At 74.7% G+C, this 19,344-nt stretch carries 19 protein-coding genes; 13 read left to right on the top strand and 6 right to left on the bottom strand.

Features of this window, described 5'->3' with window-relative positions:
• Positions 1-73 precede the first annotated feature (73 nt).
• From ACZ501_RS13300 to ACZ501_RS13290, 3 genes are all read left to right on the top strand, one after another.
• Positions 74-1,384: an alpha/beta fold hydrolase gene (locus ACZ501_RS13300; RefSeq protein ID WP_468794934.1), complete on the top strand. Its 1,311-nt coding sequence runs from the start codon at positions 74-76 to the stop codon at positions 1,382-1,384.
• Positions 1,385-1,473: 89 nt separating this feature from the next.
• Complete coding sequence (locus tag ACZ501_RS13295; protein ID WP_468794931.1) at positions 1,474-2,238, top strand: PIG-L deacetylase family protein; 765 nt, start codon at positions 1,474-1,476, stop codon at positions 2,236-2,238.
• A gap of 54 nt (positions 2,239-2,292) precedes the next feature.
• A complete protein-coding gene (locus ACZ501_RS13290) occupies positions 2,293-3,126 on the top strand; it encodes an enoyl-CoA hydratase/isomerase family protein (RefSeq protein ID WP_361608385.1) in 834 nt (277 codons plus the stop codon).
• Here the strand turns inward: ACZ501_RS13290 and ACZ501_RS13285 are convergent.
• The 3 genes from ACZ501_RS13285 to ACZ501_RS13275 form a co-directional block, all read right to left on the bottom strand.
• The gene (locus ACZ501_RS13285) at positions 3,113-3,910 is read right to left on the bottom strand and encodes a hypothetical protein (protein ID WP_361608387.1); all 798 of its coding nucleotides are present in this window, start codon (positions 3,908-3,910) and stop codon (positions 3,113-3,115) included. The genes ACZ501_RS13290 and ACZ501_RS13285 overlap by 14 nt on opposite strands.
• Before the next feature lie 64 nt (positions 3,911-3,974).
• A complete protein-coding gene (locus ACZ501_RS13280; protein ID WP_468794928.1) occupies positions 3,975-4,877 on the bottom strand; it encodes an SDR family oxidoreductase in 903 nt (300 codons plus the stop codon).
• 50 nt (positions 4,878-4,927) lie between these two features.
• Complete coding sequence (locus ACZ501_RS13275) at positions 4,928-6,046, bottom strand: hypothetical protein (protein WP_468794925.1); 1,119 nt, start codon at positions 6,044-6,046, stop codon at positions 4,928-4,930.
• A gap of 295 nt (positions 6,047-6,341) precedes the next feature.
• Here ACZ501_RS13275 and ACZ501_RS13270 point away from each other — a divergent pair, with 295 nt between their 5' ends.
• From ACZ501_RS13270 to ACZ501_RS13245, 6 genes are all read left to right on the top strand, one after another.
• The gene (locus ACZ501_RS13270; RefSeq protein ID WP_468794923.1) at positions 6,342-7,316 is read left to right on the top strand and encodes an NADPH:quinone oxidoreductase family protein; all 975 of its coding nucleotides are present in this window, start codon (positions 6,342-6,344) and stop codon (positions 7,314-7,316) included.
• Complete coding sequence (locus tag ACZ501_RS13265; protein WP_468794921.1) at positions 7,313-8,503, top strand: acyl-CoA dehydrogenase family protein; 1,191 nt, start codon at positions 7,313-7,315, stop codon at positions 8,501-8,503. The genes ACZ501_RS13270 and ACZ501_RS13265 overlap by 4 nt, the downstream gene beginning before the upstream one ends.
• Complete coding sequence (locus ACZ501_RS13260; RefSeq protein ID WP_468794919.1) at positions 8,500-9,657, top strand: acyl-CoA dehydrogenase family protein; 1,158 nt, start codon at positions 8,500-8,502, stop codon at positions 9,655-9,657. The genes ACZ501_RS13265 and ACZ501_RS13260 overlap by 4 nt, the downstream gene beginning before the upstream one ends.
• Before the next feature lie 84 nt (positions 9,658-9,741).
• On the top strand, positions 9,742-10,275 hold the full coding sequence (locus tag ACZ501_RS13255) for a GNAT family N-acetyltransferase (RefSeq protein WP_468794916.1): 534 nt from the start codon (positions 9,742-9,744) through the stop codon (positions 10,273-10,275).
• A gap of 65 nt (positions 10,276-10,340) precedes the next feature.
• The gene (locus tag ACZ501_RS13250) at positions 10,341-10,709 is read left to right on the top strand and encodes a tyrosinase family oxidase copper chaperone (RefSeq protein ID WP_468794913.1); all 369 of its coding nucleotides are present in this window, start codon (positions 10,341-10,343) and stop codon (positions 10,707-10,709) included.
• 26 nt (positions 10,710-10,735) lie between these two features.
• Positions 10,736-11,599, top strand: coding sequence for a tyrosinase family protein (locus ACZ501_RS13245; protein ID WP_468794910.1), 864 nt, complete (start codon positions 10,736-10,738; stop codon positions 11,597-11,599).
• 72 nt (positions 11,600-11,671) lie between these two features.
• Here ACZ501_RS13245 and ACZ501_RS13240 read toward each other — a convergent pair whose 3' ends face one another.
• Positions 11,672-11,953 carry a chaplin gene (locus ACZ501_RS13240; RefSeq protein ID WP_361609989.1) on the bottom strand — a complete coding sequence of 94 codons (282 nt, stop codon included), beginning with the start codon at positions 11,951-11,953 and terminating at the stop codon, positions 11,672-11,674.
• Between the two features lie 302 nt (positions 11,954-12,255).
• On the opposite strand from ACZ501_RS13240, the gene ACZ501_RS13235 reads away from it, so the two are divergent.
• Positions 12,256-13,710 carry a carboxylesterase/lipase family protein gene (locus ACZ501_RS13235; protein ID WP_468794907.1) on the top strand — a complete coding sequence of 485 codons (1,455 nt, stop codon included), beginning with the start codon at positions 12,256-12,258 and terminating at the stop codon, positions 13,708-13,710.
• Here ACZ501_RS13235 and ACZ501_RS13230 read toward each other — a convergent pair.
• Positions 13,688-15,130, bottom strand: a complete 1,443-nt coding sequence (locus ACZ501_RS13230; protein WP_361608194.1) for an alpha/beta hydrolase — start codon at positions 15,128-15,130, stop codon at positions 13,688-13,690. The two genes, ACZ501_RS13235 and ACZ501_RS13230, sit on opposite strands and share 23 nt — an antisense overlap.
• 252 nt (positions 15,131-15,382) lie before the next feature.
• Here ACZ501_RS13230 and ACZ501_RS13225 point away from each other — a divergent pair, with 252 nt between their 5' ends.
• The 3 genes from ACZ501_RS13225 to ACZ501_RS13215 are packed head-to-tail and all read left to right on the top strand — an operon-like array spanning position 15,383 to position 18,596.
• Positions 15,383-16,273, top strand: a complete 891-nt coding sequence (locus ACZ501_RS13225) for an alkaline phosphatase family protein (RefSeq protein WP_468794904.1) — start codon at positions 15,383-15,385, stop codon at positions 16,271-16,273.
• 2 nt (positions 16,274-16,275) lie between these two features.
• The gene (locus tag ACZ501_RS13220; RefSeq protein ID WP_362463368.1) at positions 16,276-17,547 is read left to right on the top strand and encodes an MFS transporter; all 1,272 of its coding nucleotides are present in this window, start codon (positions 16,276-16,278) and stop codon (positions 17,545-17,547) included.
• 23 nt (positions 17,548-17,570) lie between these two features.
• Positions 17,571-18,596, top strand: a complete 1,026-nt coding sequence (locus ACZ501_RS13215) for a TolB family protein (RefSeq protein ID WP_468794902.1) — start codon at positions 17,571-17,573, stop codon at positions 18,594-18,596.
• A gap of 52 nt (positions 18,597-18,648) precedes the next feature.
• Here ACZ501_RS13215 and ACZ501_RS13210 read toward each other — a convergent pair whose 3' ends face one another.
• Positions 18,649-19,335, bottom strand: a complete 687-nt coding sequence (locus tag ACZ501_RS13210; protein WP_361608182.1) for a GNAT family N-acetyltransferase — start codon at positions 19,333-19,335, stop codon at positions 18,649-18,651.
• Between the last annotated feature and the right edge of the window lie 9 nt (positions 19,336-19,344).

The following is a 19,344-nucleotide window of genomic DNA, read 5'->3' as shown; positions in this document are numbered from 1 at the left end:
CGGCCCCCCGCCCCGCCGCGACCCGGCGACGGCGCGGGGAAGGGGATCCGCACCCAGACCCCAGGGGCCGTCCGTGACCCTCCAGCGCAGCTACCGCCAGCCCGGTGTCGTCCTGACCGACCACCACTTCACCGTGCCGCTCGACCACGACCGCCCCGGCGGGGAGCGCATCGAGCTGTACGCCCGCGAGGTGGTGGCGCACGACAAGGACCCCGAGGGGCTGCCCTGGCTGCTGTACCTGGAGGGCGGCCCCGGCTTCGGGGCGCGGCGGTTCACCGGACGCCAGGCCTGGCTGGAGCGGGCCCTCGCCGACTACCGGGTGCTGCTCCTCGACCAGCGCGGGACCGGCCGCTCCACCCCCGTCAGCCGCCAGACCCTGCCCGCGCGCGGCACCCCCGCCGAGCAGGCCGCGTACCTCACCCGGTTCCGCGCCGACTCCATCGTCCGCGACGCCGAGGCCATCCGCCCCGCGCTGACCGGCGGCGCCCCCTGGACCGTGCTCGGCCAGAGCTTCGGCGGGTTCTGCACCACCCACTACCTCTCCACCGCGCCCGAGGGACTGGCCGCCGCCCTGATCACCGGCGGACTGCCCTCCCTCGACGCCGACGCGACCGAGGTGTACGAGGCCGCGTACCCCCGCATCGAGCGCAAGAACCTGGCCCACTACGCCCGCTACCCCATGGACGTCGAGCCTGCCCGCCGCATCGCGGCCCACCTCGCCGAGCAGCCGGCCGTGCTCCCGGGCGGCTACCGGCTCACCGTCGAGGCCTTCCAGTCCCTCGGCCTGCTCCTCGGCGCCGGCGACGGCAGCCACCAGCTGCACTACCTCCTCGAGGACGCCTTCGTCCCCACCCCGGCGGGCCCCGCCCTGTCCGACGCCTTCCTCGAACGGGTCCACGCCCAGCTGTCCTTCGCCGGGCACCCGCTGTACGCGCTGCTCCACGAGGCGATCTACGCCCAGGACCCGGCGGCCCCGACCGCCTGGGCCGCCGAACGGGTCCGCGCCGGCCACCCGCGCTTCGACGCCGCCAAGGCCCTCGCGGGCGACGACCCGCTCCTGTTCACCGGCGAGACCATCCACCCGTGGCACTTCACCGCCGACCCCTGCCTCGCCCCGCTGCGCGAGACCGCCGAACTCCTCGCCTCCCGCACCGGCTGGCAGCCGCTATACGACCCGGCCCGGCTCGCCGCCAACGAGGTGCCGGTGGCGGCCGCCGTCTACCACGACGACATGTACGTGGACACCGCCCACTCCCTGGCCACGGCCCGCGCGATCCGCGGCCTGCGCACCTGGGTGACGGACGAGTTCGAGCACGACGGCGTCCGCGCGGGCGGCCCCCGCGTCCTGGACCGCCTCCTGTCCCTGGTGCACGACGGCGCCTGAGGTCCCCTTCCGCGGTCGCGCGGGTGACGGGGCGGGGCCCGGCAGAGGCGCCGGCCCCCCGCCCTCCTCCGGTCGCCTAAGGTCGGCGTATGACCGAACACGCTGCGCAGCAGCCGACCTTGCAGCCCATGCCCACCGACTGGCAGCGCGCCCTCGCGGTGGTGGCCCACCCCGACGACCTGGAGTACGGCTGCGCCGCCGCGATCGCGGCGTGGACGGACGGCGGCCGCGAGGTCGCCTACGTGCTCGCCACCCGCGGCGAGGCGGGCATCGACGGCGTCGCCCCGGACGAGTGCGGCCCGCTGCGCGAGGCCGAGCAGCGCGCGAGCGCGGCGGTCGTCGGGGTCTCGTCGGTGGAGTTCCTGGACCACCGGGACGGCGTCGTCGAGTACGGCCCCGGCCTGCGCCGGGACATCGCGGCGGCCATCCGGCGCCACCGCCCCGAACTGGTGATCACCCTCAACCACCGGGACACGTGGGGCGGGGGCGACGGTGGGGGCTACTGGAACACCCCCGACCACAAGGCCGTCGGCCGGGCCGTGCTGGACGCCGCCGGTGACGCGGGCAACCGGTGGATCTTCCCCGAACTCATCACGGAGCAGGGCCTGGAGCCGTGGAACGGGGTGCGCTGGGTCGCGGTGGCGGGTACGTCCACGCCCACCCACGCGGTCGAGGCCGGCCCCGGCCTGGAGCGCGCCGTCCGGTCCCTGCTGGAGCACAAGGCCTACATCACCGCCCTCACGGACCAGGACCCCGAGGAGTACGTACGCGACTTCCTCACCGGCAACGTCCAGCAGGTGGCGGCCCGCTTCGACGGCCGCCCGGCGGTGGCGTTCGAGGTCTTCCCCCGCTGACCGGACCCCCTTAGGCTGACGAACCGTCAGCTCACTTGGGGGGTGCGGTACACGGTGATCGACACAGTCTCCACGGAGATCGGCGAGGGCGCGGAGCGCATCCGGCTGGACGTCGAGGACGGCATCGCGCTCCTCACCCTCTGCCGCCCGGACAAGCTCAACGGCTGGAGCTGGGAGTCCACCCGGCAGCTGGGCCTGCTGGCCGACCGGATCCGCTTCGACCCCGGCGTGCGCGCCGTCCTGCTGCGGGCGCAGGGCCGGGCCTTCTGTGCGGGCATCGACGTGACGGCCCCCGGCGGCGGCATCACGGGGGACTCCGCGGCCGAGCGGACCCGGAACTACTACGAGGGCATCCGCTGGGTCCACGAGCGCTTCGCGGTCCTCGCCCGCCTGCCGCAGCCGGTGGTCGCCGCCGTCCAGGGGTACTGCCTCGGCTTCGGCTTCGAGCTGGCCCTGATGGCCGACGTCCGGATCGCCGCCGAGGACGCCGTCTTCGCCCTCCCCGAGGCCCGGCTCGGTGTGGCGGTGGACGCCGGCGGCGACCTGCGCATCGCCCGCGAGGCCGGCGCGGGCTGGGCCAAGTACCTCGCCCTGACCGGCCGCAGGATCGACGCGGGGGTCGCCGAGCGCCTCAACCTCGTCCAGCTCGTCGTCCCCCGGGCAGAGCTGGACGCCGCCTCCCGCGCCCTGACGGCGGAGATCGCGGCGAACGCTCCGCTCGCCGTCCAGGGCATCAAACGGGCGGTCGACTCCTACGCCGACGCCGCCCTGCCCGCCGCCCTCGACCGGGTCGCCATGACCGCGGCCCTCACCCTCACCTCCGAGGACGCCGGAGAGGGCTACGGCGCCCAGGCCGCCCGCCGGCCCCCGCGGTTCAGGGGAGCGTGAGCACCGGCCGCACGGAGAAGTCGTCCCACACGTCCTCCCCCTCCGGGCCGTACACGAACTCCGCCGTGCCCGGGTTGCGCTGCGCCGTGGCCAGCGGCAGCCATCCCATCAGCCGGCCGTAGCCGCCGCAGGCCGCCGAGCCGGCGTCCCCGCCGTGCACCGCCTCTCGGTCGCCGCTGAGCTCGGCGGTGTAGCTGTCGTAGGCGATGTGCAGCCCGAAGGCGTTCGGCTCGTGGCGGATCCCGCCCCCGCCGTACGGCTCCTCGTCCAGCGGGCACGTGTCGCCCCACCGGAACAGGGTGCGGGCCCCCGCACCGCAGGCGTGCTCCCACTCGTCGGCGCTCGGCAGCCGCAGCCCCTGCCCGGCCAGCCCGGCCGGGACGTCGTCCGGCGGTCCCGTCAGCGCCTCGTCCTCCACCGCCATCAGCACGGTGGCCAGTTCCACCGTCCGCACCGGGCTCAGCTCCCCGGCGAGATGGGAGGTGAGGTCCGGGGCGAAACCGAAGCCCTCGGCCAGGCTCTCCGCGTAGTCGGCCTCCTGCTCGGGCGTCGGCCGCCACGCCTGCGGGTCGAAGCCGAGCCGCACGCGCCCGCCGGGCACGAGGGCGAAGTCACGGCCCTCCCGCTCGATCAGCACCCGGTGCAGCGGCGCACCGAGGTGGCGGACCGTCTCGATCCGGCGCACCCGCCCGCCCACACCCGAGGCGGCCTCCCCGGCGAGACGGCGGACGGCGTCGAGGTCCAGCGAGCGCCAGCGCTCGAAGGTCAGTCCGGCAAGATCCATACCCGTCATCCTGCCACCCCCCACCGACACCCCCACCGACACCCCCGCCCCGGCCCGGGGCCGGTCAGTCCGGGGTGAACGGTCCGCGGCCCAGTTGTTCGCGGACCGGGACCACCTCCGGCTGGACGAGGGACCGCCGCTGCCAGTTCGCCCCGTCCACCACCAGGGTGTGGCCGCTGACGAACCGGGCGTACGGCGAGGCCAGGAAGGTCGCGGCCCAGCCCAGTTCGCGCGGGGCGCCCACCCGCAGGGCGGGCTGCCGGGCGTCCTTGGCGTCGGGGGCGGCGCGCTCCAGCCCGCCGCGGATGTCCTCGGTCATGTCGGCGTGCGGGAACAGCCCGGGTACGAGCCCGTTGACGCGGATGCCGTACGGGCCCCACTCCACGGCGAGGGTCTCCACCAGGTTCTTCACCCCGGCCTTGGCGGCGGCGCTGTGGGCGAAGCCCGGGCCGCCGGTCCAGGCGTACGAGGCGCCGACGCTGACGATCGCCCCCGGGGTGCCCGCCGCGAGGTGGCGCCGGCCGAACTCGCGGGTCATGAACCAGGTGCCGGTCAGCGTGGTGTCCACCACCGCCCGCCAGGCGTTGGGGGATAGGTCCTCGGCGGGACTGGGGAAGTTGGCCGCCGCGTTGTTGACCAGCACGTCCGGCGGCCCCAGCGAGGCCTCGGCCGCGTCGAAGACCTCCGCGACCCGCTCAGGGTCCCGGATGTCGCAGACGGCGGCCGCCACCCGGCCCGCACCGGGCACGGCCGCCAGCTCCTCGCGCGCCGCCTCCAGCCGCCCGGCGCGGCGCCCCGCGATCAGCAGGTCCGCGCCGAGCCGCGCGAACTCGGCGGCGATGGCCTTGCCCAGCCCGGTCCCGCCGCCGGTCACGAGCACCACCTGCCCCCCGTACGTGCCGGGGGGCAGGGCTGCCGCGCCGAGCGGCGGGGGTGCGGGCAGTCCGCGCCTGATGTCGTCCGTCATGGGGCATCGATAGCGCGCCGGCGCTCAGATCACCATGCCCGCGACGGCGGCTACCGCGGCAGATACGCCTGCTTCGTGGCGCAGGTCCAGATCACCGGCTTCAGGGTGCCGCCCGCGTTCACGGCCGCGCCGCCGACCCGGCCGTCGTCGGACACCGACGAGGCGGCGCTGGCCCGGTTCGCGGCGAGCGGGGGCAGCGCGAGGAGCGGGCCCGTGCCCGTCCACAGCTGCGCCTGGTCGGGGAGGGTCTGCTGGTCCGGGTGGAACATGGCGGTGCCGACGGAGACGTTGGACGTCGGGCTGATCGCCTCGAGGGTGCCGTAGGGGTGGGTGTTCAGCACGCCCGGGACGCCGACGGGCCCGGGGTGGGGCGGCGTCCAGGTCAGGGGCGTGTACTGGTACCCCATGCCGTTCCAGTCGTAGCCGACGATCCGGCCGTTCTCGTCGAGGTCCTGGACGTAGGCGTCGTTCGCGGTGCGGGCGAGGGCCTTGGCCGGTCCGCCGTCGGCGGGCCAGAGCACCGGGTAGGTCCCCTCCAGGTGCTGGCCGGTCTCCGGGACCTCGTAGTCCTCGCGGGCCATGCCGAGGACGTCGCCCTTGTTGTTGATGCCGGTGACCAGCTCGATCCTGGTGCCGGGGGCGGCGTCCGCAGGCGGCGCCAGGTCGCGCACCTTCCGGCCGTCCTTCCACACGGTGCCCAGGCCCGGCCGGGTGCGCGAGACGACGTATCCGGCGTCGTTGACGTCGGCGTCGTCGGACAGCCAGTCGCTCCCGGGCAGCCGGGTGATCGCGGCGTCGCCCGCGCGGTAGGTGAAGAGGTAGCCGTCGCCGCCGCGGACGGCGCCGACCATCAGGCCGCCCCTGTTCACGCCGAGGACCGCGCCCGAGAGGGTGGCGTCGGGCATCGGGACCTTGTGGAGCCGGGTGCCGGTCCAGTAGACGGGCTTGCCGGCGGAGAGGCCGGCGGACAGGTTGCCCGGGCCGAGGGCGAGAACCCCCTCGGTCTGCTCGTTGCCCACGCTGTAGCCGCCCGACCCGAGGGAGCCGAGGACCTGGATGCGGGGCGTGCAGGCCGGAGCGGCGGCGGCCGGTCCGGCGGCGGTGACGAGCCCGGTCAGGACGAGGGCGGCGGCGGCCGGGCCGGCGCTCCGCATGCGGGTGCTGTTCATCGTTCGGTTCCCCCCGTGGTGTGTACGCGTGGCGCGGGCCCGGGGCGGTCGGCTCCGGGCGCGCTGGATCCCCCTGGTGCGTCATATGCCCTGTGCAAGCGGCCTGTTGATGGTATCTCCGGGCACTCCTGGAACACCCCCGGTCCGCCCGTCCGGTTCAGGGGAGAGGCGGCCGGCCCCCGGGCGGTTCGGGGCCCGCGTGGCGGGGAGGGTCCTGCCAAGGCTTCCCAAGGAGGCAAGCGACCGCTTAGTATGCCGCGGAGCGTGGTCCCTCGACGGCGGCTGGAGGCCCCGGATGCAGGCATGGCGAGTACACACGACCGGTGAACCCCGCGAGGCCATGCGCCTCGAAGAGGTCCCCGAACCGGTCCCCGGCGAGGGCGAGGTGAGACTGCGCGTGCTCGCGGCCAACGTCAACTTCCCCGACGCGCTCCTGGTCCGGGGCCAGTACCAGATCCGCCCGCCCCTGCCCTTCACCCCCGGCGTGGAGATCTGCGGCCTGACCGAGGACGGCCGGCGCGTCATCGCCAACCCGAGCCTGCCCCACGGCGGGTTCGCCGAGTACGTGACCGCCCCCGCGCGCGCCCTGCTCCCCGCCCCGGACACCCTCGACGACGCCGAGGCGGCCGCCCTGCACATCGGCTACCAGACCGGCTGGTTCGGCCTCCACCGCAGGGCCCGCCTCCAGAGCGGCGAGACCCTGCTCGTGCACGCCGCCGCCGGCGGGGTCGGCAGCGCGGCCGTCCAGCTCGGCAAGGCCGCCGGAGCCACCGTCATCGGCGTCGTCGGCGGCAAGGCCAAGGCCCGCACCGCCGAGGAACTCGGCTGCGACCTCGTCATCGACCGCACCGGCGAGGACGTCGCCGCCCTCGTCAAGGAGTTCACCGGCGGACACGGCGCCGACGTCGTCTACGACCCGGTCGGCGGCGACGCCTACACCGCCTCCGCCAAGTGCGTGGCCTTCGAGGGCCGCATCGTCGTCGTCGGCTTCGCCGGCGGCACCGTCCCCGCCCCCGCCCTGAACCACGCCCTGGTGAAGAACTACTCCGTGCTCGGCCTGCACTGGGGGCTGTACGCCGCCAAGGACCCCGCCGCCGTCCTCGCCTGCCACACCGAACTCACCCGCCTGGCCGCCGAGGGCGCGATCAAGCCCCTGGTCAGCGAACGCGTCCCGCTCGAGGCGGCCGCCGACGCCGTCCAGCGCCTCGCCGACGGCACCACCACCGGCCGGCTGGTCGTCGTACCGTCCCCGGACGGAGCCGCCCGATGACGCCCGACGCCGAGGACCTCCTCGCCCGCACCCGGGCCCTGCTGGCCGCCCACCCGCCCGCCGCCACCGCACCCGCCGACTTCCTGCGCGCCCGCTTCGACGCCGGACTCGCCTGGGTCCACTACCCCGAAGGACTCGGCGGCCTCGGCGCGCCCCGCTCCCTCCAGGCCGTCGTGGACGCCGAACTGGAGGCCGCCGGAGCCCCCGACAACGACCCCCGCCGGATCGGCATCGGCCTCGGCATGGCCGCCCCCACGATCCTCGCGTACGGCACCGAGGAGCAGAAGCGCCGCTTCCTGCGCCCCCTGTGGCTGGGGGAGGAGGTCTGGTGCCAGCTCTTCAGCGAGCCCGGCGCCGGCTCCGACCTCGCCGCCCTCGCCACCCGCGCCGTCCTCGACGAGGCGGCGGGCGAGTGGGTCGTCGACGGCCAGAAGGTGTGGACCTCCAGCGCCCACACCGCGCGCTGGGCCATCCTGATCGCCCGCACCGACCCCGCCCTGCCCAAACACCAGGGCATCACGTACTTCCTGTGCGACATGCACGCCCCCGGCGTCGAGGTCCGGCCGCTGCGCCAGATCACCGGAGAGGCCGAGTTCAATGAGGTCTTCCTCACCGGCGTCCGCATCCCCGACACCCACCGCCTCGGCGCCGTCGGCCAGGGCTGGGCCGTCGCCCGCACCACCCTCATGAACGAACGTGTCTCCATCGGCGGCATGCGGATCCCGCGCGAGGGAGGCATGATCGCCCCCGTCGCCGCCGCCTGGCGCGAACGGCCCGCGCTGCGCACCCACGCCCTGCACCAGCAGCTGCTGGGCCTGTGGGTGGAGGCCGAGGTGGCCCGCCTCACCGGCGAACGGCTGCGCCAGCAGCTCGCCGCCGGCCAGCCCGGGCCCGAGGGCAGCGGGATGAAGCTCACCTTCGCCCGCCTCAACCAGGAGATCAGCGGCCTGGAGGTGGAACTCCTCGGCGAGGAGGGCCTCCTGTACGAGGACTGGACCATGCGCCGCCCCGAGATCGTCGACTTCACCGGCCGCGACGCCGGATACCGGTACCTGCGCGCCAAGGGCAACAGCATCGAGGGCGGCACCAGCGAGGTCCTCCTCAACATCGTCGCCGAACGCGTCCTCGGACTGCCCGCCGAACCGCGCGACGACAAGGACACCGCCTGGAAGGACCTCTCCCGATGACGGCACAGTCAGCACGGGCGCCCCAGCCCGGCCCGCCGGCCCCCAGCGCCCCCTACGACCTGCTCTACTCCGAGACCGAAGAGGAACTGCGCGCGGCCGTACGGGCACTGCTCGCCGACCGCTGCACCCCCGCGAGCGTCCTCGCCCGCGCCGAGACCGGCCGTCCGCACGACCCCGCGCTCTGGCAGACCCTGGCCGCCGCCATCGGGGCCGCCGGGCTGCTCGTCCCCGAGAAGCTCGGCGGAGCGGGCGCGAGCCACCGCGAGGCCGCCGTCGTCCTGGAGGAGCTGGGGCGGGCCGTGGCGCCCGTGCCGTACCTGACGAGCTCCGTCCTCGCGGCGGAGATCCTGCTCGCGGTCGCCTGCGACAACGCCGACGCCGCGGAGCTGGTGGGCGAACTCGCGGCCGGGCGGCGGATCTGCGTCCCCGCCCTGCCCCTGACCCTCGCCCCGGGCGCGCCCCTGCCGCCGCCGGTCCACGACACCGGCGGCGGGGTGCTCAGCGGCACCGTCACCTCCGTCGCGGACGCGGTGGCCGCCGACGTCCTGCTGGTCCTGGCCGACACCGGGCTGTACGCCGTCCCGGCCGAGCGCGCCGCCCTGACGGCCCCGGTCCCGCTGGACCTGACCCGGCCGCTCGCCACCGTCACCCTCGACGGCGCCGCCGGGACCCGCCTCGCGGACCCCGCCACCGCGCGGGCCGCCATCGCCGGAGCCCTGCTGTCCGGCGCCGGACTGCTGGCCTCGGAGCAGCTCGGTCTCGCCGAATGGTGCCTGACCGAGACCGTCGCGTACGTGCGCGGGCGCCACCAGTTCAACCGCCCCGTCGGCTCCTTCCAGGCCCTCAAGCACCGCCTCGCGCGGCTGTGGTTGGACGTCGCCTCCGCCCGGGCGGCGGCCCGCGCCGCCGCCGACGCCCTGGCCACCGGCGCCCCGGACGCCCCGCTCACCGTCGCCGTCGCCCAGGCGTACTGCTCGGGCGTCGCGGTCCGCGCGGCCGAGGAGTGCGTCCAGCTCCACGGCGGCATCGGCATGACCTGGGAACACCCCGCCCACCTCTACCTCAAGCGCGCCAAGGCCGACTCCCTCGCCCTGGGCACCGCGGGGCACCACCGCGGCCTGGTGGCGGACTTCGCCGAACTCCCGGCCCCCTGACCCGCCGACGGGGGCGCCGCACCCGCGGCACGGCGCCCCCGTCCCGCTTCCGGGGCGCTGCCCGCCGGTCCCTATGCTCGCCGCATGACGGCATCCATCACCCGGCTCACCGCCGCCGCCCTCCCCGCGCACCGCGACGAACTCGCCGCCCTCCTCGTCGACGTCGTCGCCGGCGGGTCCTCCCTCGGCTTCCTCGCCGGCCTCGGCCACGAGGAAGCCGCCGCCTGGTGGGACTCCCTGCTGCCCGCCGTCGAGGAGGGCTCCCTCGCGCTCTGGGCCTCCCGCGGCCCCGACGGCCGGCTCGACGGCACCGTCAGCTGGTACCGGGAGTCCAAGCCCAACGGCCGCCACCGCGCCGAGCTGCGCAAGCTCATGGTCCATCCGGCCGCCCGCGGCCGCGGAACCGGCCGCGCCCTGCTGGCCGAGGCCGAACGGGGGGCCGCCCTCGCCGGAGTCCTGCTGCTCTTCCTCGACACCGAGACCGGCAGCGGGGCCGAGCGGGTCTACCGCTCCGCCGGCTGGACCGAGGCGGGCACCATCCCCGACTACGCCGCGGACCCGGCCGGCCGGCTGCACCCGACCACCCTCTTCTACAAGCACCCCGGGCGCCCCGCCTGACTGTGACTCCCCAGGCCGCTCCTCGTTGGACCACCGAGCGCGGACCGCCGAGCGAGGGAGACCGCATGTTCGCAGCACCAGCCGCACCACTCACCCGCCGCGCCGTCCTGCGCACGGCCTTCAGCGCAGCCGTGCTCGGCGGCGTGGCCGCCGCGCTGGCGCCCGTACTGCGCGCCCGAGGGCCCCGCCAGACGCTCACGCCGGCCCCGCTCGCCGAGGAGACGTACCGCGGCCGCCACATCAGCGTCGACCCCGTCGCGGCGGTGGTGCACATCGACGGGCGGCCCCTCCACGTCATGCGCCGCGCCGACGGGAGCTACCTCAGCGCGGTCAACCACTTCCAGTCGTACGAGACCCCGCTGGAGCTGGCCCGGGCCGCCGTCGACGAACTCGGCACCACCCGGCTGGCCTCCGCGGCCCCGCACCACGGCTGACGAACAGGAACGCGAGGAGCCCCGCGGTGTACACCCGGCAGAACCAGAAGAACCTGACCAGCGCCCAGAAGAAGCGGTTCACCGCCGCACTGCTGGAACTCAAGCGCAACGGCACCTACGACGAGTTCGTCCGCACCCACGGCACGTACTTCGTGCCCGACCGGGAACGGAAGCTGCGCGTCGGTCACATGTCCCCGTCGTTCTTCCCCTGGCACCGGCGCTACCTGCTGGAGTTCGAGAAGCGGCTCCAGGCCCTCGACCCGCGCGTCTCCATCCCGTACTGGGACTGGACCACCGACAACAGCCCCGCCTCCTCCCTCTGGGCCGAGGACTTCCTCGGCGGCACCGGCCGCGAGGGCGACCGCCAGGTGATGACCGGCCCCTTCGCCTACGAGCGCGGCAACTGGACGATCACCGTCGGGGTCAGCGAGGCCCGCTTCCTCACCCGCAACCTCGGCCGCCCGGCGAACCCCATCGCCCTGCCGACCGCCGCGGAACTCCAGTGGGCCATCGACGACCCCGTCTACGACTCCGCGCCGTGGGACTCGACCGCCAGGGGCGGGAGCTTCCGCAACAGGCTGGAGGGCTGGGCCGCGCCCAAGAGCGAGCGCTGGCGCAACCACAACAAGGTCCACCAGTGGATCGGCGGCCACATGACGGGCGGCACCGCCCCCAACGACCCGGTGTTCTGGCTGCACCACGCCTTCGTCGACCTGCTCTGGGACCGCTGGCAGCAGCGGCACCCGGGCTCCGGCTACCTGCCGGCCGCCCCGCTGGAGCTGGGCGACCTCCAGCGCGGCCGGGTGATCTCCCTCGACGAGCCGATGCCCCCGTGGGGCGTCACCCCGCGCGAGATGTCCGGGCACCGGGGCGTCTACCGCTACGAGTGAACCCGGCCGGGGCAGCGGAAAGGGCCCCCGCCTGGTGGCGGGGGCCCTCGGTTCAGCGCGTCAGGCCGACGATCACTCGCCGTAGCCCTCGGTGTGGTGCTCGCCGCCCTCGCCGGAGGCGTTGACGCAGGTGTTGCCGAAGGCCGGGTTGAGCAGGGCGATCACGTTCACGGTGTTGCCGCAGACGTTGACCGGGACGTGCACCGGGACCTGGACCAGGTTGCCCGACAGGACACCGGGGGAGCCGACCGCCGCACCGTGCGCTCCGGCATCGGCGACAGCCAGACCCGCACCGGCGGCCACGGCGGTGCCCGCCACAGCGGTGATGGCGAATGCCTTCGCGATACGCGACATCAAGATCTCCTCATGGAATGTGGGGCGCCGCATCATCTGCGGCATGTGACATGGCGTACAACGCGCCGGACGCCGCGTGGTCACGGCCGGTTCGGCTACCGGGTGACATCGAAACGGACAGAGCCGGATGACGTCCGCACCCGCGGTGACCGATCCCGGCCGTACGAGCGCCACTCCCGGGCCCGCGCGGTCCGCGCCGCACCAACCGCACCGTCCGCCCCACGCGACGCGATCGTGCCTTGTCACACCGCGGACGCCTGTGCGACGGTGCCTCGCAGGACACCCTGGTGAGGAGAGCACGGATGAGCGCAGCGGGCGGCGGCAGGCCCCGGGCCGGTACCGGACACGGCGTCGTGGAGGGCCGCTGGGAGGGCGACGGGATCGCCGTCTTCCGGGGCATCCCCTACGCCGCCGCGCCCGTGGGCCCCCGCCGCTTCGCCGCCCCGCAGCCGCCGGCCGCCTGGGACGGCGTACGCGACGCCGGTGCCTTCGGTCCCACGGCGCCCAAGGTGCCCTACCCGCCGGCGTTCGCGGCCCTGCTGCCCGATCCGCGGATCCCGGGAGCCAACTGCCTGAACCTGAACGTGTGGACCCCGGACCCGGCTCCCGGCGCCGGCCTGCCGGTGATGGTGTGGATCCACGGCGGTGCCCACACCCGCGGCTCCTCGGCCGTGCCCGTCTACGACGGCTCGGCCTTCGCCCGCGACGGGGTCGTGCTCGTCTCGGTCAACTTCCGGCTGGGCGTGCTCGGCTACGGGCTCTTCCCCGACGCCCCCGCCAACCGGGGCCTCCTCGACCAGATCGCCGCCCTCGAATGGGTGCGCGACAACATCGCGGCCTTCGGCGGCGACCCCGCCCGGGTCACCGTCTTCGGCGAATCGGCCGGCGCCATCAGCGTCGGCGCCCTGCTCGGCGCGCCGCGCGCCGCCGGCCTGTTCGCCCGGGCCGTGCTGCAGAGCGGTGCCCCGGAGGCGCTGCCGCGCGTCGCGGTACGGACCATGGTCCGGCGGATGGCCGCGCGGCTGACCGTGCCCGCCACCGCGCGGGCCTTCGCGGGGGTGGGCCTGCCCGCGCTGCTCGCCGCCCAGGCGGCGGCGCTGCGCCGCTCCTCCCCGGTGCTCGGCGGCCCCGCCTTCGGGCTGGTCACCGACCCGGGCACGCTGCCCGTCGATCCGCTGGAGGCGGCCGCCGCCTCCCCCGTGCCGATGCTGCTGGGCTGGAACGCGGAGGAGCACCGGCTGTGGCTCGGGCCGACCGGCGGGGCGCGGCTGCTGGACCGGCTCGGCCCGGCGGCCGTGGAGCTGGGCCGGCTGCGCAGCGGCAAGGACCGGGCGTCCGTACGGGCGCTGCGCGCCGCGCTGCCGCGGGCCACCCCGGCCGACCTCGCCGGGCAGCTGATCACCGACCGGCTGCTGCGCGACCCGCTGCGGCGGCTGGCCGGGGCCCGGCGCCCGGCCCCGAGCCACCTCTACGAGTTCCGCTGGCCCAGCGGCGTACCGGGCCTGGGCGCGTGCCACGCCCTGGAGCTGGGCTTCGTCTTCGACACCCTCGGCGTGCCGGAGTCCACCTGGCTGGCCGGGCCGGACGCCCCCCAGGCGCTGGCCGACGAGATGCACGGGGCCTGGGTCCGTTTCGCGACGACCGGGGATCCCGGCTGGGCGCCCTGGGACGGCGACGGCCCGCCGAAGTTCTTCGACGGGCCGGAGCCGGAGGCAGTGCGGGGCGCGGAGGCCGTTACTCCACTGGTCCTTCCATGACCTTGCTGATGAACTCCATCGGACCCATGCCCATGTTCGGCACATAGGTCTTGGCGTTGTGCTGGCCGCCGGGGATCACCCTCAGGCTGGTGTGGATCGGGCCCTTGGTGTAGGTCTGGACGAACTTCTGGACGTCCGGCAGCGTCTTCTTGTTGCTCTCGTTGTCACCGACCTGGAAGGCCAGGTAGACGTCCGGGCCCTTCTTGTCGATGAGCTGCTTGGCGAGCAGCTCCGGGTTGTTCTCGGCCTTCTCCTTGTCGTAGCCCTTCCACAGGGAGGAGTCCGGGACGATGTCCGGGCCGGAGGCGATCACGGCCTTGAACTTGTCGGGGTGCTTCAGCACGGCCTTCAGGCCGGCGAAGCCGCCGGTGGAGGAGCCCATGAAGGCCCAGCCGTCACGGGACTTGACGGTGCGGAAGTTCTCCCGCATCAGGTCCGGGACGTCCTCGGTCAGCCAGGTGCCCATCTTGGGCTGGCCGGGGATGTCGGAGCCGTCCCAGTAGACGCCCTTGTCGTCCGGTCCCGGGTTCAGCACCGGCATGGCGAGGATGAAGGGCTTGCCCTTGCCCTCGTGGTACCACTTGCTGATGCTCGTCTGGAGGCCCAGGTCGGTGCCCATCCAGTAGTTGTTCGGGTAGCCGGCGCCGCCGGGCAGGGCGATCATGACCGGGAAGCCGCTCTTGGCGAACTGCGGGTCGTTGTACTCCTTGGGCGCCCACACCCAGACCTTGCCCGTGAAGCCGGACTTCTTGCCGGTGACGGTGGCGACGCCGATCTGCGTGCCGTCGCTCAGGGTCGAGGTGTTCTTGAAGTCGGTCTTGGGACCGGTGGGCATCGACATCTTCGAGTTGGGCGCCGGCTTGGCCGCGCCGCCGTTCTTGTCACCCGCGGGCTGGCCGAAGGAGACGTCCTTGCCCTTGTCGGTGAAGGGCGGTATCTCGAAGTAGGCCATCGCGCCCGCCGCGATGCCGCCGAGGGCCAGGACCGCGACGCCCGTGATGATCCAGCGCTTGGCCTTGGACCTGCGCGGCGGCTCCTCCCCGTACGGCGGCTCGGCGTAGCCGTACTGCGGCTGCTCGTAGGGGGGCTGGTCGTGGCGCGGCTGGTACGCCTGGCCGGGGCGGGGCCGGTCGTAGTCCGGCTGCTCGTAGCGGGGCTGCGCCTGCGTGGGCTCGTCGAAGCCGCCGGGGCGGTACTGGTCCTGGCCCTGCGCGGGCCGGGGCGGCTGCGGCCGTCCCTGCGGGGGGCCGCCGTAGGGCCCGGCACCCTGCGGGGGCCGGCCGTAGGGCTGTTGCGGGCGGCCGCCCTGGGGCGCGTACTGCGGCGGGCCCTGCTGTCGGCCTTGCTGCCGGCCGGAGTGGGGCTGCTGCCCTTCCGGCCGGTACGGCGGCTGGTCCTGGCCGTCGGGTTCGTACGACATCTGCGGTGGCTCTCCGGCTGTTGCTGCCCCGTTTGGGGATGGTCTGCTTCCGTTCGAATGATGAGCGAAAGCGCTGCTGGGTTCCTCATTTTTACTTCTCTTGGGATTCCGTAGGGGAGGTCATTACCCGTCACCCACGGTGCCCCCGGCGTTCCCCTCCCGTTATCCAAGCATCCCTGGCTCATGCACATGCCCGTGGGTATGGTGCGTCCGCGCCGCCGCCCAGACCCCCACGCCCGGAGGTACGTCCCCATGTTTGGCATGAACATCTCACGCTCTCGCCGCACCGCCGCGCTCGCCACCGCGTTCGGTGCCACCGCCGCCGCAGCCGCCCTCTGGGCCGGCATCGGAGCCGCCCAGCCCGCCCACGCGGCCGGCCTGCCCGCGCCCGACCACACCGTCGTCGTGGTCTTCGAGAACCACGCCTACAACCAGGTGATCGGCAGCTCCAGCGCCCCCTACATCAACTCCCTGAAGGCCGGAGGAGCCGGCCTCTCCAACTCCTACGGCATCACGCACCCGAGCCAGCCCAACTACCTCCAGCTCTTCTCCGGTTCGAACCAGGGCGTCACCGGCGACAGCTGCTACACCCCCGGCTTCAGCTCCGCCCCCAACCTCGCCTCCGAGCTCATAGCCGCCGGCAAGAGCTGGGCCAGCTACAACGAGGGCCTCCCCGGCCAGGGCTCCACCACCTGCTCCAGCGGCCGGTACGCCCGCAAGCACAACCCCTGGTTCGCCTTCTCCAACGTGCCCGCCGCCACGGCGAAGACCATGACGCAGTTCCCCACCGACTTCACCACCCTGCCCAAGGTGTCCTTCGTCGTCCCGGACCTGTGCAACGACATGCACGACTGCTCCGTCGGCACCGGGGACACCTGGCTCAAGACCAAGCTCAAGGCCTACGCGGACTGGGCCAAGACCCACAACAGCCTGCTCGTCGTCACCTTCGACGAGGACAACCGGCTCGCCGGCAACAGGATCCCGACCGTGCTCTACGGCCAGCCCGTCACCCCCGGCTCCACCTCCGCCACCACGTACAACCACTACGACGTGCTGCGGACCCTGGAGGGCCTGGCCGGGCTGACCACCCACGCCGGGAACGCCGCCACCGCCAAGGACATCACGGGGATCTGGGCCTCCTGACCATGTACGTCGCGGACAGTCGCGGTACCCCCGCGCCCGCCGTGCCCGCCGAGCCGCAGGCCGCCGCCCCGGGCAACGCCCCGGGGCGGCGCGCCGCCCTCGCCCCCACGGTGCTCGCCCTCGGCACGGTCTCCCTGATCACCGACGTCTCCTCCGAGATGGTCACGGCCGTGCTCCCGCTCTACCTCGTCGCCGGACTCGGGCTCACCCCCCTCGGCTTCGGCCTGCTCGACGGCCTCTACAACGGCGTCAGCGCCCTGGTCCGGCTCGCCGGAGGCCACCTCGGCGACCGCCTGGGCCGCCACAAGGCCCTCGCCGGGATCGGCTACGGCCTCTCCGCCCTGGGCAAGCCGCTGCTGCTGCTCGCCCACACCCTGCCCGCCATCGCCGCCGTCCTCGCCCTCGACCGCACCGGCAAGGGGCTGCGCACCGCCCCCCGCGACGCGCTGATCTCCCTGGCCGCCGCCCCCGCGGAGCGCGGCCGGGCCTTCGGGGTGCACCGGGCCATGGACACCGCGGGCGCGCTGATCGGGCCGATCATCGCGTTCCTCATCCTGCGCGGCGCGGCCGGGGGCTACGACGCCGTCTTCACCGTCAGCGCCTGCGTGGCCGCGCTGGGCGTGCTGGTGCTCGTGCTCTTCGTACCCGGCCGCCGCACCGCCCCCGCCGCCGGCGCCGCCCCCGTCTCCCTGCGCGGCTCCCTCGGCCTGCTGCGCCGCCGGGACCTGCGCCGGATCAGCCTCGGCGCCCTGCTGCTCGGCCTGTGCACCGTCAGCGACGCCTTCGTCTTCCTGCTGCTGCAACGGGCCGCCGGCATCGCCGACCGCTGGTTCGCCCTGCTCCCGCTGGGCACGGCGGCGGCCTTCTTCCTGCTGGCCCTGCCACTGGGCAGGCTCGCCGACCGCGCCGGCCGCCGCACGGTCTTCCTCGGCGGGCACCTCGCCCTGCTCGCCGCGTACGCCCTGCTGCTCACGGGCGGGCAGCACCCGGCGCTGCCGTACGCGGTGCTCCTGCTGCACGGCGGCTTCTACGCGGCCACCGACGGCGTGCTCATGGCCGAGGCCGCCGGGGCCGTGCCCGAGGAGCACCGGGGCAGCGGACTCGCCCTCGTCCAGACCGGCCAGGCACTCGCCCGGTTCGCGGCCTCGCTCGGCTTCGGCGCCGCCTGGACCCTCTGGGGCGCCCGGCCCGCGCTCGCCACGGCCGCCGTCCTGCTCGCCGCGGCCCTCGCGGTGTGCCTGCGCCTGCGGCCCGCCGACGCCCCCCAGGCCTGACCCCCGTCCCCGAAAGGCCCCCCATGACCCTCCAGCGCCGGATCCTGATCCTCGCCACCGCCGCCCTCGTGCTCGCCGCGGTCGGGGTGTTCGCCGTCGTACGGGCCTCCTCGCGCGCCGCGGAGAAGGACCGGCCCCGCGCGGGAGGACCGCAGGTCACCCGGGGCGAGGTGTCCCTGGCGCCCGGCGGCGGCAGCCGCATCGTCTTCCGGAACATGGCCTGGGGCCCGCACCGCGACGAGCTCGCCACCACCCCCGCCGCCGCACCCGACGGCCCCCGCACCGCCTCCGGCGTCAGCTGCCTGCGCTTCCACGCGGCGGCCGGCACCGGGATCTGCCTCACGGCCGACAAGGGCGGGGTGCAGGAGAGCTACCGGGCCGTGGTCCTCGACGCCGGCCTCAAGGAGGTGTCGGCCCACCCGCTCGCCGGCATCCCCACGCGCGCCCGCGTCTCGCCCGGCGGGCACCTCGCCGCCTGGACGGTCTTCGTCGGCGGGGACTCGTACGCCGGCACGGACTTCTCCACCCGCACCTCCCTGCTCGACCTGCGCACCGGGAAGCTCGACGCCTCCCTGGAGGACTTCACCATCCACAAGGACGGCGCGGAGTACCGCAACGCCGACGTGAACTTCTGGGGGGTGACCTTCACCTCCGACGAGAAGGCCTTCTACGCGACCCTCGCGACCGGGGGCCGGACCTACCTCGTCCGCGGCGACCTGGCCGCGCGCACGGTCACCACGCTGCGGGAGAACCTCGAATGCCCCTCGCTGTCCCCCGACGGGACGCGGCTGGCGTTCAAGAAGCGGGTGCCCGGACTGCCCGCCGAAGCTCCGTGGCGGCTGTACGTGCTGGACCTGGCCTCGATGCGGGAGACCCCGCTCGCCGAGGAGCGCAGCGTGGACGACCAGGTGGTATGGAGGGACGACCGGTCCCTCGTCTACTCCCTGCCGGGCGACTTCGGAGCCGACCTGTACGCGCTGCCCGCCGACGGGGGCGGCGCCCCGGCCCGGCTGACGGCCTCGGCCCTCGCCCCGGCCTTCCTCGGCTGATCACCGGGGGAGGGGACGGGGCGGGGACCGGGGCGCGGGCGGAGCAGGACCGTTACGCCGGGATCAGCGTCCGGCGCCGGCGGCGGCGCGGGGCGGAACCGGAGAGCCGCAGTTCGATGACCGAGCGGACGGTGGGCCACTCCTCGTCGAGGACCGAGTAGAACGCCGTGCTGCGCACCGCTCCGTCCAGCCCCCGCGAATGGGCCCGGCGGACCCCCTCGCAGGTGAAGCCGAGACGTTCCATCGCGGCACGGGACCGGCCGTTGCGGGCGTCCGCGCGCAGCGAGATCCGCCGCACGCCCCAGGTCTCGAAGGCGTGGCGCAGCATGAGCAGCTTCGCCTCGGTGTTGATGCCGGTGCCCTGGGCGCCCGGGGACAGCCAGGTGTTCCCGATCTCGGCGGCGTCGGGGATCGCCGTCGCCGGATCACCGAAGGGGACGCCCGGCACGGCGGGCCACACCAGCGGACCCTGCCAGTAGTCGAGTTCCAGGAACCGGGTCGAACCGACCACCCGGCCGTCAGTGGCTCTGACGACGGCGAACGCAAGCGATCGACCCGCTGCCTGATCGGAGAGGGCACGGTCGATGTACTCGTGGGACGCCTGCAACCCGTGCGGCACGGGAGTGAAGGCGTAAGTCGTACGATCCTCGGCACCGGCCACGGCCAGGGCCTCGGTGTGGTGGGGGGCGAGGGGCTCCAGCCGCACGGAGCGGCCGGCGAGGAGTACGGGTACGGGCACGGAGCCTTC

The organism is Streptomyces sp. NPDC034085 (assembly GCF_055575555.1).
This window is presented reverse-complemented; position numbering and strand designations above follow the sequence as displayed.

Bases quoted from the DNA above. Each gene is read 5' to 3' on its own strand.
- ACZ501_RS13255 (WP_468794916.1), top strand. From the start codon at position 9,742: ATGACGGCATCCATCACCCGGCTCACCGCCGCCGCCCTCCCCGCGCAC.
- ACZ501_RS13220 (WP_362463368.1), top strand. From the start codon at position 16,276: ATGTACGTCGCGGACAGTCGCGGTACCCCCGCGCCCGCCGTGCCCGCC.
- ACZ501_RS13280 (WP_468794928.1), bottom strand. From the start codon at position 4,877: ATGACGGACGACATCAGGCGCGGACTGCCCGCACCCCCGCCGCTCGGC.
- ACZ501_RS13235 (WP_468794907.1), top strand. From the start codon at position 12,256: ATGAGCGCAGCGGGCGGCGGCAGGCCCCGGGCCGGTACCGGACACGGC.
- ACZ501_RS13230 (WP_361608194.1), bottom strand. From the start codon at position 15,130: ATGTCGTACGAACCCGACGGCCAGGACCAGCCGCCGTACCGGCCGGAA.
- ACZ501_RS13260 (WP_468794919.1), top strand. From the start codon at position 8,500: ATGACGGCACAGTCAGCACGGGCGCCCCAGCCCGGCCCGCCGGCCCCC.
- ACZ501_RS13215 (WP_468794902.1), top strand. From the start codon at position 17,571: ATGACCCTCCAGCGCCGGATCCTGATCCTCGCCACCGCCGCCCTCGTG.
- ACZ501_RS13275 (WP_468794925.1), bottom strand. From the start codon at position 6,046: ATGAACAGCACCCGCATGCGGAGCGCCGGCCCGGCCGCCGCCGCCCTC.
- ACZ501_RS13270 (WP_468794923.1), top strand. From the start codon at position 6,342: ATGCAGGCATGGCGAGTACACACGACCGGTGAACCCCGCGAGGCCATG.
- ACZ501_RS13285 (WP_361608387.1), bottom strand. From the start codon at position 3,910: ATGGATCTTGCCGGACTGACCTTCGAGCGCTGGCGCTCGCTGGACCTC.
- ACZ501_RS13265 (WP_468794921.1), top strand. From the start codon at position 7,313: ATGACGCCCGACGCCGAGGACCTCCTCGCCCGCACCCGGGCCCTGCTG.
- ACZ501_RS13240 (WP_361609989.1), bottom strand. From the start codon at position 11,953: ATGTCGCGTATCGCGAAGGCATTCGCCATCACCGCTGTGGCGGGCACC.
- ACZ501_RS13225 (WP_468794904.1), top strand. From the start codon at position 15,383: ATGTTTGGCATGAACATCTCACGCTCTCGCCGCACCGCCGCGCTCGCC.
- ACZ501_RS13295 (WP_468794931.1), top strand. From the start codon at position 1,474: ATGACCGAACACGCTGCGCAGCAGCCGACCTTGCAGCCCATGCCCACC.
- ACZ501_RS13250 (WP_468794913.1), top strand. From the start codon at position 10,341: ATGTTCGCAGCACCAGCCGCACCACTCACCCGCCGCGCCGTCCTGCGC.